The organism is Sideroxydans sp. (genome assembly GCF_054604835.1).
Genome location: NZ_JBTSFG010000001.1, coordinates 602,063 through 614,867 on the forward strand (window position 1 = coordinate 602,063; position 12,805 = coordinate 614,867).

A 12,805-nucleotide genomic window follows, 5' to 3' on the forward strand; every position below is an offset into this window, starting at 1 on the left:
TTGAAAAAATACGATGTAGCGAGCAACGGAATGTGAGTCCCATCTTACTCCTCCGATATAATTCCGCCATTCGTATCCACCATCGGAACCCGTCATGCAGCCCACCATCCTCGGCACACCGCTTTCCCCCTCGGCCGCCCGGGTCATGTTGCTCGGGAGCGGCGAACTCGGCAAGGAAGTCATCATTGCGCTGCAAAGACTGGGCGCGGAAGTCATCGCGGTGGACCGCTATGCCAACGCGCCCGGTCACCAGGTGGCACACCGCGCGCATGTCATCAACATGGCGGATGGCGCAGCCTTGCGCGCGCTCATAGAAAAAGAGCAGCCGCACATCATTGTGCCGGAGATCGAGGCCATCGCCACCGATATGCTGGTGCAGATCGAGCGTGAAGGGCTGGTGCGGGTCATTCCCACCGCACGGGCCGCACAGCTCACCATGAACCGCGAAGGCATACGCCGTCTGGCGGCTGACGCACTGTGGTTGCCGACCTCGCCCTACAAGTTCGCCGACAGTCTTGAGGAACTGCAAGCGGCGATAGATGGCGGCATCGGTTATCCCTGTATCGTTAAGCCGGTGATGTCGTCTTCCGGCAAAGGGCAGTCGAAACTGGACGGCCCGCAGGATGTGCACGCAGCTTGGGATTATGCGGCCAGCGGATCGCGCGTGAATCAGGGGCGGGTCATCGTGGAAGGCTTCGTCGATTTCGATTACGAGATCACCCAACTGACCGTGCGCGCACTGGGTACCGATGGTGAGGTGGAGACGCATTTCTGCGCACCCATCGGCCATGTGCAGGTACATGGCGATTATGTGGAAAGTTGGCAGCCGATGGCCATGTCCGAAGTCGCCTTGCAGCGCTCGCGCGACATCGCGAAAAAGGTCACCGACGATCTGGGCGGATTGGGCCTGTTTGGCGTCGAGCTGTTCATCAAAGGCGATCGCGTCTGGTTCTCCGAAGTCAGCCCGCGTCCGCACGATACCGGCATGGTGACCATGTGCACGCAGCGCTTCAACGAGTTCGAGCTGCACGCCCGCGCCATACTCGGTCTGCCGGTGGATGCGTCGTTGCGCGAGCCTGGTGCGTCGGCGGTCATCTACGGCCAGATGGACGAAAAGGGCATCGCCTTCAAGGGTGTGGAAGATGCCTTGCGTGTGCCGGGCGCGGACATCCGTCTGTTCGGCAAACCGGAAGCGTTCATGCGCCGCCGTATGGGCGTGGCACTGGCTACCGGCAGCGATACAGACGAGGCCCGGCAGCGTGCCAAGCTTGCGGCAAGCAAAGTCATTCCATTCAAACCATGATCCTCGGCATCCACCATGTGACTTTCATCAGCAGCGATCTGGCGCGTTCGAGAGGTTTCTATGAAGGTTTGCTGGGATTGAAGGCCGATCCCAAACGCCCGCTGATGAGCTTTGATGGCGTGTGGTACGACGTGGCACTGGGTCAGCAGATCCATCTGATGCTGCTCCCCAACCCGGATGCAGGTGTGGAGCGCCCGCTGCATGGCGGGCGCGATCGGCATGTGGCATTCATGGTGGAAGATGTGAAGACCCTGGCTTCCCATCTGCTGTCAGCGGGGGTTGCATTCACGCTCAGCCAGTCAGGACGCAGTGCGCTGTTCTGCCGTGATCCGGACGACAACGCGCTGGAGTTTGTTCAAGCGAAGCCATGAACCCTCCAGTCTGTCCAAAGCGCTGGTATCAGGCCGCATGCGAGCGATCCGGTATCGTTTGCGATGCGCCGCAGCTTGCGGCGATCGAGCAACTTGAGATCTTTTGGGATCAATTGGTCGAATTCAAACAGAAGCGCAACCAGTTCCTGGGACGCAGCTTGCTGAGTCCGGATGTGCCCAAGGGGCTGTATATCTGGGGCGGCGTAGGGCGCGGCAAGACCTTCCTGATGGATGGGTTCTACGAATGCTTGCCCTACAAACGCAAACGCCGTATCCACTTTCACAATTTCATGGTCGAAGTGCACCATGAGATGAAGCGGCTCGCGCATGAGCGCGATGCGCTGATCGCGCTTGCCGACCAAATCGCGCACTCGACACGTTTGCTGTGTCTGGATGAGTTCCATGTGGATGATATCGCCGATGCGATGATCTTGGGCAGGCTGTTAGGGGCATTGTTCGAGCGCGGTGTGGTACTGCTGACCACCTCGAACATCGAACCGGACGCGCTCTATCTGCACGGTCTGCAGCGCCAGAACTTCCTGCCGGCCATCGCGCTGATCAAGCGCGAATTGAAGGTGCTGCATCTGGATAGTGATACCGATTACCGTTTGTTGCAGATGGAGCGCGATCCGCTGTTCATGTTCGGTGATGTCGAAGAGAACGAAAGACAGTTGGCTTCATTGTTCGACCGTTTGACGGCGGGCGCCCCTTCAGAAGAGAAGTCCATACAGGTTCGCAATATCCGGATTCCGGTGCGTCGCGTTGCGCGTGAAGTGGTGTGGTTCGATTTTGCAGAGCTATGCGGCGGCCATCATGACCAGTCGGACTATCTTGATATCGCGCATCGTTTTCCGACGGTGCTCGTCTCCGGTATTCCACAGTTGTCTGCCGAAAACGGCGCCGCGGCACGCAGATTCACATGGCTGATCGACGTGCTGTATGACAACCATGTCAAATTGGCTGCCAGCTTTGCTGTGAGTCTGGATGAGTTGTATGAGGCGGGCAGGCATGACAGCGAAGTGCAACGCATCGCCAGCCGTTTGACCGAGATGCAGACCCGCCATTATCTGGAACTGCCGCACCGCAGTCGCGGTGCGACACTGACTTGAACTGAAGAAGTTTAGTTGCCTTGCGCGTAGCGGGTGTCGTGCGCCTGCTGGCACTCCGCGTAGGCTGCGATCAGGGTATCTTCCGCTTGGGCGACGATCTCTTCCGGAATCGTGAACTCGCCGGGTTTGCGCCTGACCGGTTTGCGGTGCTCGGTCAGGAAGGTTTCCTTGGCCTGGTCGGCAGTCGCCTTGCAGGTATTGAACGCTTCCGTCAGCTCTGCTTCGAACTTGGCGCGTGCCGCAGCGCGGGCGGCCGCTTCAGCGCGTGCCTGAATCATCTCCTGGCGGGCCTGTTCCGCAAGGAGTTGTTCCTGCTTGTTCAGATGGTCCAGATATAGCCATGCACCAGCAGCCAGCACGATCAGAACGACAGCAATCACTTTCTTCAGCATTTCCAGCTCCTCGGGAAGGTTGGTTTGGGTGCGCGCATCATAGCCTGTTTTGCGGAAGGTTATGGGGCGGGGTTGGGGTAACGCTGGTGAACAGCCTCGATGGCGGCCAGAGTCTCTTCAGGCAATGATACTGGCGCACTTTCTAGGTTCTCTTTCAGTTGTTGCATCGTTGTCGCCCCCAGAATGACGCTGCTGGTGAAGCGGCGAGTGCGAGCAAAAGCCAGCGCCAGCGCGGCAGGCGTCAGGCCTGCTTGCTGTGCGATACGCACGTATTCCTGCGTGGCAGCGGGGACATTCGGCTTGTTATAGCGTTGACCGAAGCCGGGGAACAGGGTGATGCGGCCATGCGCAGCAGGATCGGCAAGATACTTACCGGTCAGCCAGCCGAATGCCAGCGGACTGTAGGCAAGCAGACCGACATCGCTGTGATGGCAGACCTCGGCCAGCCCGGCTTCGAAGGTACGATTCATCAGGTGATAAGCGTTCTGGATGCTGACGATCCTGGGCAAACCCAATTGTTCGGCGCAACGCACGAACTCCATCACGCCCCATGGCGTCTCGTTGCTGAGGCCGATATGGCGCACCTTGCCTGCTGTGACCAGTTCGCCCAGCGCCTGCAACTGTTCGGCGATGGAGGTGGCTTCGCGCTCTTGCGTGGCATCGTAGCTGGTGGCACCGAACATCGGCACATAGCGATCCGGCCAGTGGATCTGGTACAGGTCGACATAGTCGGTCTGCAAGCGTTGCAGGCTGGTATCTATAGCAGCGTGTATGTGCTCCATGTTGACACGCGGGCCGCCGCGTATCCAGCCGAAACCGCGCGCGGGACCGGCGATCTTGGTGGCGACGACAAGCTTGTCGCGTTGCTGGTGCTTTAGCCAGTTGCCGATGTATTGCTCGGTGCGATGCACAGTTTCGGCACGCGGGGCGACCGGGTACATCTCGGCGGTGTCGATGAAGTTCACGCCCTGGGAAACGGCGTAATCCAGTTGGGCATGCGCCTCGGCCTCGGTATTCTGTTCGCCGTAGGTCATGGTACCCAGACACAGTGCGGACACTTTCAGGTCGCTACTGCCGATCACGCGATATTCCATGGATTCAGCCGCGGGTGTTGGATTGACCGTGGAAACTGCTCAGTTCGACGCGCGGAGCGGGCTGCCAGCCGTCCTTGCGGTGTTCCGCGACCACGTTGGTGAAGATGCCTCCGCGCACGTAGAACTTGGCGGTCAGGCGCATGAAGCGCGGCTGAGTGGCGGCTACCAGATCGTCCAGAATGCGGTTGGTCACGTCTTCGTGGAAATGACCTTCCTCGCGGAACGACCACATATAGAGTTTGAGGCTCTTCAGCTCCACGCACTGCTCATCGGCGATGTAATCCAGGATCAGGGTGGCGAAGTCCGGCTGTCCTGTTTTTGGACAAAGACAAGTGAATTCAGGGATCTCCATGTGGATGTGATAATCACGTCCGGGCTGAGGATTGGGGAAAGTCTCCAGTGTTTTGCCTGGTTTTGTAGTCATTGTTGGTTGCCCTTGGGAGTTCAGTTAGAATGCGGCGCATTATAACGTCTCCCTGTCAGCAAATTGCGCCTCAGTCAGATTAAACTCGCCGGCTTCAAGTCCTTCGTCGATCCCACCACTATCTCGCTGCCGGGGCAGCTGGTAGGTATCGTTGGTCCGAACGGTTGCGGAAAATCGAACGTGATCGATGCGCTGCGCTGGGTGTTGGGCGAATCCCGTGCTTCGGCTTTGCGCGGCGAATCCATGCAGGACGTGATCTTCAACGGTTCCGGCAACCGCAAGGCGGTGTCGCGCGCCAGCGTGGAGCTGGTGTTCGACAACTCGCTGGGTAAGGTGGGCGGGCAGTGGGCCAGCTACGCCGAGATCTCCATCAAGCGCGCATTGCAGCGTGACGGCGATTCGAATTACTACATCAACAACCAGAACGTCCGCCGCAAGGACATCACCGATATCTTCCTCGGCACCGGTGTCGGCGCGCGTGCCTACGCCATCATCGAACAGGGCATGATCTCGCGCATCATCGAGGCCAAGCCGGAAGAGCTGCGCGTGTTCCTGGAAGAGGCAGCGGGTGTATCCAAATACCGCGACCGCCGTCGCGAGACCGAATTGCGTCTGGCCGACACCCGCGTCAACCTGTCGCGCGTGTCCGACATCCTGCTGGAGCTGGACAAACAATTGACACACTTGGGTGAGCAGGCCGAAGTGGCCCAGGTCTATCGTGAACTGGAAGCGCGCCGCGAGACCACGCAGCGCCTGCTCTGGCTGCTGAACAAGCAGGAAGCAGAGGCACGACGCGAGCGCTATATCCAGCAATTGGAAAAGACCAAGAACGAGCTGGAAGCCGAAATCGCCAAGTTGCGCGAGGTCGAGAGCCAACTCGAAGGACGGCGCAGCGAACATTTCGCGTTATCCGATGCCGTGCATGCCAAGCAGGGCAACCTGTATGCGACCAATGCCGAGGCGGCGCGTCTGGAGCAGCAGATCGCTTTCCTGAATGAGCAACGAAATCGACTGTCACAACAGATCCAGAACGGCGAACGCCAGATCGCTCAGCAGCAGGCCCAACTGAAAGGGTTGCGCTCGTTGCAGAGCCATTGGCTGGAGCAGCAACAGGACAGCGCAGTGCGTGTCAATGTCTGCGAGGAGCGTGCCGGGAACGAAGCGCAATATCTGCCGCAGGCCGAAGATGCATCGCGTCTGGCGCAGGAAAAGCACAATGCCATGCAGCGCGAGCTGTTGCTGATCCAGCAACAGCTACAACTGGCCGAAACGCAGCGCGGGCATATCCAAAGCAATCTGCAGCAGCTTGAGGGGCGCCGCTCCCGTTTGCTGCAGGAGCGTGACAGCCTGCCGCGTCCGGACACCGATGCGCTGACACAAGCGCAGCAACGTTCCGCCGAGATGCAGATGGCGCAAGAGACCCAGCGGGAGAAGCTGTCGGACTTGCAGCAACGTTTGCCTCAGGTCGATACGGCACGCCGCGACGCGCGCATGGCGGCACAGGACCTTGAACGTCAGCTGGGCCACACCGAAGCGCGTTTGAATGCGCTCAAGCAGTTGCAGGCCCAGCTCGATAACGACAAGGATCTGCATGCGTGGCTGGTCGGGCAGGGGCTGGATGCCGCGCCCCGGCTGTGGCAATCCATACGTATCGAACAAGGTTGGGAAGATGCGTTGGAAGCCGTGTTGCGTGAACGCATCAATGCTTTGCCTCTGGAACGTCTGGATGCCGCCGCCGTCTGGGATCAGCCGCCGGGTAAAGTGGCGTTATTCGATGCCGCCCATGCTGGCATGGGCGCGACATCATCACGCGCTGGCATGAAACCGCTGGCCGACTTTGTGAAAGTGCTGGATGACAAGGCGGCGCAGGTGCTGCAAGACTGGTTGCACGATGTCTATGCGGTAGACGATTTGCAGGTCGCCATGAATATGCGTGGCGGGCTTGCTGCAGGCGTATGGCTGGTCACCCCGCAGGGGCATCTGGTCAGTGCGCACAGTGTGCTGTTCCATGCGCCGGATAGTCAGGTGCATGGCATCCTGGCGCGTCAGCGCGAGATCGAATTGCTGCAGGAAGAATCGGAACTGCGCGCCCACGCCCTGACTCAAGGCAAAGAGGCCGCCGCACAGGCAGAGGCTGCCTATCAGGAGATGGAAGGTCAGATCGCCGCTTTGCGCAGCAGTGCGTCTGCCGCGCAACAACAACTGCACGATGCCCAGTTGCAGATACTCAAGCTGACACAGGCGAACGATCGCACGCATGAACGCAGTGCGCAGATCGCGCAGGAGACGGAAGAACTGTCCGGGCGTGCAGCCGAAGCGCAGCAGCAACTCGAAGAGATCGCGCAGACCATGGCCGAGCAGCGCGAACGTCTTGAACTGAAGCAGATCGAGTGCGAGCAGGCCAGAGAGCAGGCCGGTGCACAGGAGTCGGCACTGCGCGAGGTGCGTGAGCGCGCCCAGCATGCGCAGCGTGAATTGCAGGAAGCTAATTTCTTTGCCAAGACTTGTGCCGAGAAGCTGGTCGATCTGGGCTCGAATATCGAACAAAATACTGCGACCCTGCAGGAGCAGGAGTCGGCGCTGCTGGCCAGCCAGCAGGAGTTGGCGAACCTGACCGACGGGGATGCGCAGGTTCAGTTACAGGGGGTGCTGGAGCAACGTCAGGTGCAGGAACAGGCATTGGCTGAGGCTCGCAACACGCTGGAGCATGCCACGCTGAATCTGAACCAGTTGGAGCAATCACGCCTGTCCTGCGAGCAGAAGTTGAATCCGCTGCGCGAAAAGGTCAGTGAACTCACCCTGAAGGAACAGGAAGCACGCTTGCAGTTCGAGCAGTGGTCGGAGCAACTGCAAAACATCGAAGAAGAGCCATTGCTGCCTCTGCTGGAGGGCGCCAAGATCGGCGGGTTACAGACTGAACTTGCCAAACTCGGTGTCGAGATCAGCGCCTTGGGCGCGGTCAATCTGGCTGCGCTGGAAGAATTGCAATCCTCGCAGGAGCGCAAGACCTATCTGGATGCGCAGGCCAAGGATCTGAACGAGGCGATCGGTACGCTGGAGGACGCGATCCGTCGCATCGACAAGGAATCACGCGACCTGTTGATGGCGACCTATGAGGAAGTGAATCGTCATCTGACCGAGTTGTTCCCGGTGCTGTTCGGCGGTGGCGAGGCGCGTCTGGTGCTGACCGGAGAAGAGATCCTGGATAGCGGACTACAGGTGATGGCGCATCCGCCCGGCAAGAAGAACGCTTCCATCCATCTGTTGTCCGGCGGCGAGAAGGCACTGACTGCCATCGCATTGGTGTTCTCGCTGTTCCAACTCAATCCGGCGCCGTTCTGCGTGCTGGACGAGGTGGATGCGCCGCTGGACGACACTAATACCGAACGCCTGTGCAAATTGATCCAGAAGATGTCGGTCAATACCCAGTTCGTCTATATCAGCCATAACAAGATCACCATGGAGATGGCGCAGCAACTGGTCGGCGTGACCATGCAGGAGCGCGGTGTCTCCAAGGTGGTGTCGGTGGATATCGAAGAGGCGATGCGCATGCGCGACGCAAGCGCCGCGCCGGTGGCGGCCTAGTCGCAGTTGGCTTTGACTGCTTCGCGGGCGCTGCTTAACCGCTGGGCGCGTTCGCCGTCGTCAAGATAGCGTTTCTCGCCGTTCTCGTCGTAGGTCACCAAACGTGTCCCGCTTTCCAGTGCGCGCAGATTCTCGCGTGCGGCTGCGCAGTTCTGCTTTCTCTCCTGCTGCTGAGCGGTTTCACGCGCCGATTTTTCGGATGCTTCTTTTTTCTCCTGGCGGGCTTTATTCAGTTCGACTTCGCGTTGGGAGTAACTCTTGGAAGAGTAGTCGGCCGGGGCGGCCTCCTGGCCTTTGCCGGTGATATTGCGTACCGACTCGACCTTGGCATCTGACGGCGGGGAGTCCGAGTAGTGGACCTTTCCGTTCTCATCCACCCATTTGTTGAGCCCGGCTTGGGCTGACATGGATAGGCAAGCGAGCAAGACTAGTGCGGTAGCAGATCTCATGGGACCCCCCGAAGAAAATTGATGTAAAACTACCTATTAATTTTGGGTGCGTCAATTTATCATTGCCCCCCAGTTTGAATAAGGCTATCCAGCTTGATAGCCAGAATGCAGTTTTAGCCGGAGGGCAGATGCCGCATAGCAAGGCACCATCCAATCAGAGACAGGAGTTCATGCGGGTCGAGAGCAACCAGGATCTGGTGTTGCGTCTGTTCCGCACCTATTATCGCTCGCATCAGACTTCCGGCAAGCTGTTCGATGATTTCCCCGACTTCTTTCTGGTCAAACCCATCGTGCTGAAGGATCCGGATCTGATAGAGCGCGCCTCCGACCGTCTCATTCTTGAAGACTGTGTGCGTCGGGCGCAGGAGCGCCAGGGCTTTGTCGGTGTCAGCAAATGGCGCAATCCCAAGCTGAACTATTACTGGCTGGAGCTTTCTGTCTTTCCCTTCATGCTGGGGGATGAAGTGACCCAGAACAACGAGGGCGAGTTCTATTACGTACTGAACCAGTTCATCGAATACACGCGCGAGCATCCCAAGCAGTACGGCGATATGGCCGGCGGGGTGGAAGCAGATAACGATCTGGCCTTGATGCTGGACGGCATCGGCAAGCATGCGGTCAAGATGCAGGCATTGTTGCCGCACTATCCGATCGAAAAACTGGTCACGCTCAATCAGAACTGGCCGCTGGCCGAGGTCAACAAGTTATTGCAGACCCTGAAGGGTAGCGATCTGGATTGGTGCGAGCTGTTCTTCGAGCACATCATCTATGTGATGGGGAACAAGCGGGAAACGTAAGCGCGGGACAGCAAGCTAGCCCGGTTGCGGCGGCAAGTTTTGATATAATGCGCGCTTTGCGGAGGAAGGTTCCATGCGTATCACTCAAAAAGCTCTCACTTTCGACGATGTTCTGCTGCTTCCCGCGCAATCCGACGTCTTGCCGCGCGATGTCAGTCTACGCGCCCATCTTACCCGTAACATCCAGTTGAACATCCCGCTGCTGTCGGCAGCGATGGATACCGTCACCGAAGCGAGTCTTGCCATAGCGCTGGCACAGGAGGGCGGCATCGGCATCATCCACAAGAACATGACTGCCAAGGAGCAGGCTGCTCACGTGTCGAAGGTCAAGCGTTTCGAGAGCGGTGTGGTCAAGGACCCGATCAGCATCAGCCCGGACATGACAGTGCGTGACGTGCTCAATCTGACGCGTCAGCACAAGATATCCGGCTTGCCGGTCCTGCAGGGCAAGAACGTGGTGGGTATCGTGACCAACCGCGACCTGCGCTTCGAAAACAATCTCGATCAGCCGATCAGCAACATCATGACGCCGCGCGAGCGTCTGATCACTGTCAACGAAAGTGCCAGCCACGACGAAGCCCGCAACCTGATGCACAAGCATCGCATCGAGCGCGTGCTGGTGGTGAACGACGCATTCGAACTGTGCGGACTGATGACGGTGAAGGACATCCTGAAGTCCACCGAACACCCGAATGCATGCAAGGACAGCCAGGGTCGTCTGCGTGCCGGTGCCGCGGTCGGTGTGGGCGAGGGCACGGAAGAGCGTGTCAGATTGCTGGTCGAAGCGGGTGTGGATGTCCTCGTGGTGGATACTGCCCACGGCCATTCGCAAGGCGTGTTGAGCCGCGTGCAGTGGGTCAAAAAGAATTTCCCGCAGGTCGATGTCATCGGCGGCAACATCGCCACTGCTGCCGCAGCCAAAGCGCTGGTGGATCATGGCGCGGACGGCGTCAAGGTCGGTATCGGTCCGGGCTCCATCTGCACCACACGTATGGTGGCGGGGGTGGGCGTGCCGCAGATCACTGCGATCCACAACGTTGCAGAAGCACTGGCAGGCACCGGGGTGCCGCTGATCGCCGACGGTGGCGTGCGTTTCTCCGGTGATATTTCCAAAGCGATCGCGGCAGGCGCGAACTGCGTGATGCTAGGCGGTCTGTTCGCGGGCACTGAAGAAGCGCCGGGCGAGATCGAGTTGTTCCAGGGCCGTTCCTACAAGTCATATCGTGGTATGGGCAGTCTGGGCGCGATGCAGCAAGGTTCCAAGGATCGCTACTTTCAGGATACGGAAGGTAACAACGACAAGTTGGTGCCGGAAGGTGTCGAAGGTCGCGTGCCATATAAAGGAAGCGTACTGGCAGTGATCCACCAACTGCTGGGCGGGCTGCGTGCCAGCATGGGTTACCTCGGTTGTAAGGATATTCCCACGGTGCATGCCAATGCTGAATTCGTGGAGATCACGTCCGCCGGCATCCGCGAATCGCACGTGCATGACGTGCAGATCACCAAGGAAGCACCGAACTACCATATCGACTAAACGGGAAGAGCGAAGGTGCAGAGGGCTGGTAAAACAGCCGCCTCTTCACCTTTGATTGCCGCAGGCGCTGCTCCTTCTCCTTTCACCCTCTCAGGTTCCAGACCATGCATAAAAAGATCCTCATCCTCGATTTCGGTTCGCAGTACACCCAGTTGATCGCTCGTCGCGTGCGCGAGACGCATGTCTATTGCGAACTGCATCCCTGGGATATGACCGAAGCAGACATCCGCGCGTTCGATCCGGCAGGCATCATCCTTTCTGGCGGGCCGAACTCGGTCTATGAGGACGAAACGCCCAAGGCGCCGCAGGTCGTGTTCGATCTGGGCGTGCCGGTATTCGGTATCTGTTACGGCATGCAGACCATGTCGGCACAACTGGGGGGCAAAGTCGAGAGTGGTGCGGTGCGCGAGTTCGGTTATGCCGAGATCCGTGCACACGGGCACTCCAAACTGTTCGACGGCATACAGGACAAGACCAATGCCCAAGGGCACGGTCTGCTCGATGTGTGGATGAGTCACGGCGACAAAGTCACCGCCTTGCCGCCCGGATTCAGCGTGATCGCTTCCAATGAAGCCACGCCGTTCGCGGCGATGGCAGACGAATCGCGCGGTTACTATGCCGTGCAGTTCCATCCCGAAGTGACGCATACCCATCAGGGCAAGGCCATCATCGGTCGTTTCGTGCATGACATCTGCGGCTGCGGTCAGGACTGGAATATGCCTGACTACATCGCCGAAGCCGTGGCCAAGATCAAAGAGCAGGTCGGCGATGAAGAAGTCATCCTTGGGCTGTCGGGCGGTGTGGATTCCTCCGTTGCCGCTGCATTGATACATCGCGCCATCGGCGACCAGTTGACTTGCGTGTTTGTTGATAACGGTCTGTTGCGTCTGAATGAAGGTGCGCAGGTGATGGAGACATTCGGTAAGAACATGCACATGAAGATCGTGCATGTGGATGCCAGTGCCGAATTCATGAAGCATCTGCAAGGCGTGACCGATCCCGAGCAGAAACGCAAAGTCATCGGGCGCGAGTTCGTCGAAGTGTTCCAGCGCGAGTCGGCCAAGCTCAAGAGTGCCAAATGGCTGGCCCAAGGCACCATCTATCCCGACGTGATCGAATCTGCCAGCTCCAAGACCAAGAAGGCACACACCATCAAGAGCCACCACAACGTCGGCGGTTTGCCCGAGTCCATGCATCTGAAGCTGCTGGAGCCCTTGCGCGAACTGTTCAAGGACGAAGTGCGTGAACTTGGTGTCGCCTTAGGCCTGCCTGCAGATATGGTCTATCGCCATCCCTTCCCGGGGCCGGGCTTGGGCGTGCGCATCCTGGGCGAAGTGAAGCCGGAATTTGCCGAGTTGCTGCGCCGCGCCGATGCCATCTTCATCGAAGAACTGCGTGCCACGCGCGACGAGGAGGGCAAGAGCTGGTACGACAAGACCTCGCAGGCATTCACCGTATTCCTGCCGGTCAAATCGGTCGGTGTGATGGGAGACGGCCGTACCTATGAATGGGTGGTATCGCTGCGCGCCGTGGTGACCAGCGATTTCATGACTGCGCACTGGGCGCACCTGCCGTATGAGTTGCTGGGCAAGGTCTCCAATCGCATCATCAACGAAGTGCGCGGCATCAACCGCGTGGTGTACGACATCTCGGGCAAGCCACCCGCCACCATCGAGTGGGAGTGAAGGAAGCGCAGGTGGAAGAGGGGCCCCGCGCGCAGCTTGGGGATCTGACCCGAGCGACCGCC

General features: G+C 59.0%; 11 protein-coding genes. 7 read left to right on the forward strand and 4 right to left on the reverse strand.

Annotated elements, in window-relative coordinates; translation table 11 throughout:
* The first annotated feature begins 94 nt into the window (after nt 1–94).
* The 3 genes from purT to zapE are packed head-to-tail and all read left to right on the forward strand — an operon-like array spanning nt 95 to nt 2,783.
* The gene (gene purT, locus ACYCZ5_RS02895) at nt 95–1,303 is read left to right on the forward strand and encodes a formate-dependent phosphoribosylglycinamide formyltransferase (RefSeq protein ID WP_461543257.1); all 1,209 of its coding nucleotides are present in this window, start codon (nt 95–97) and stop codon (nt 1,301–1,303) included.
* Complete coding sequence (locus ACYCZ5_RS02900; protein WP_461543258.1) at nt 1,300–1,674, forward strand: VOC family protein; 375 nt, start codon at nt 1,300–1,302, stop codon at nt 1,672–1,674. The genes purT and ACYCZ5_RS02900 overlap by 4 nt, the downstream gene beginning before the upstream one ends.
* Nucleotides 1,671–2,783: a cell division protein ZapE gene (zapE, locus tag ACYCZ5_RS02905; RefSeq protein ID WP_461543259.1), complete on the forward strand. Its 1,113-nt coding sequence runs from the start codon at nt 1,671–1,673 to the stop codon at nt 2,781–2,783. Before ACYCZ5_RS02900 ends, zapE begins: the two co-directional genes overlap by 4 nt.
* An 11-nt stretch (nt 2,784–2,794) precedes the next feature.
* Here the strand turns inward: zapE and ACYCZ5_RS02910 are convergent, their stop codons facing one another.
* From ACYCZ5_RS02910 to queF, 3 genes are read right to left on the reverse strand one after another with little or no spacing between them, the layout of a single operon-like run.
* On the reverse strand, nt 2,795–3,175 hold the full coding sequence (locus ACYCZ5_RS02910; RefSeq protein WP_461543260.1) for a hypothetical protein: 381 nt from the start codon (nt 3,173–3,175) through the stop codon (nt 2,795–2,797).
* Between the two features lie 59 nt (nt 3,176–3,234).
* Nucleotides 3,235–4,269: an NADP(H)-dependent aldo-keto reductase gene (locus tag ACYCZ5_RS02915; protein ID WP_461543261.1), complete on the reverse strand. Its 1,035-nt coding sequence runs from the start codon at nt 4,267–4,269 to the stop codon at nt 3,235–3,237.
* A gap of 4 nt (nt 4,270–4,273) precedes the next feature.
* Nucleotides 4,274–4,693, reverse strand: coding sequence for a preQ(1) synthase (queF, locus tag ACYCZ5_RS02920; RefSeq protein ID WP_461543262.1), 420 nt, complete (start codon nt 4,691–4,693; stop codon nt 4,274–4,276).
* A 63-nt stretch (nt 4,694–4,756) separates the two neighbouring features.
* Here queF and smc point away from each other — a divergent pair, with 63 nt between their 5' ends.
* Entirely contained in the window at nt 4,757–8,278 is a 3,522-nt protein-coding gene (gene smc, locus ACYCZ5_RS02925) for a chromosome segregation protein SMC (RefSeq protein WP_461543263.1), read from the forward strand.
* On the opposite strand, the gene ACYCZ5_RS02930 is transcribed toward smc, so the two are convergent.
* Nucleotides 8,275–8,727: a DUF4124 domain-containing protein gene (locus tag ACYCZ5_RS02930; protein WP_461543264.1), complete on the reverse strand. Its 453-nt coding sequence runs from the start codon at nt 8,725–8,727 to the stop codon at nt 8,275–8,277. The genes smc and ACYCZ5_RS02930 overlap by 4 nt on opposite strands.
* A 128-nt stretch (nt 8,728–8,855) precedes the next feature.
* On the opposite strand from ACYCZ5_RS02930, the gene ACYCZ5_RS02935 reads away from it, so the two are divergent.
* The 3 genes from ACYCZ5_RS02935 (at nt 8,856) to guaA (ending at nt 12,743) form a co-directional block, all read left to right on the forward strand.
* The gene (locus ACYCZ5_RS02935; RefSeq protein ID WP_461543265.1) at nt 8,856–9,524 is read left to right on the forward strand and encodes a hypothetical protein; all 669 of its coding nucleotides are present in this window, start codon (nt 8,856–8,858) and stop codon (nt 9,522–9,524) included.
* A 73-nt stretch (nt 9,525–9,597) separates the two neighbouring features.
* The gene (gene guaB / locus ACYCZ5_RS02940; RefSeq protein ID WP_461543266.1) at nt 9,598–11,058 is read left to right on the forward strand and encodes an IMP dehydrogenase; all 1,461 of its coding nucleotides are present in this window, start codon (nt 9,598–9,600) and stop codon (nt 11,056–11,058) included.
* 104 nt (nt 11,059–11,162) lie between these two features.
* Nucleotides 11,163–12,743, forward strand: coding sequence for a glutamine-hydrolyzing GMP synthase (gene guaA, locus ACYCZ5_RS02945; RefSeq protein ID WP_461543267.1), 1,581 nt, complete (start codon nt 11,163–11,165; stop codon nt 12,741–12,743).
* The last annotated feature ends 62 nt before the right edge of the window (nt 12,744–12,805 follow it).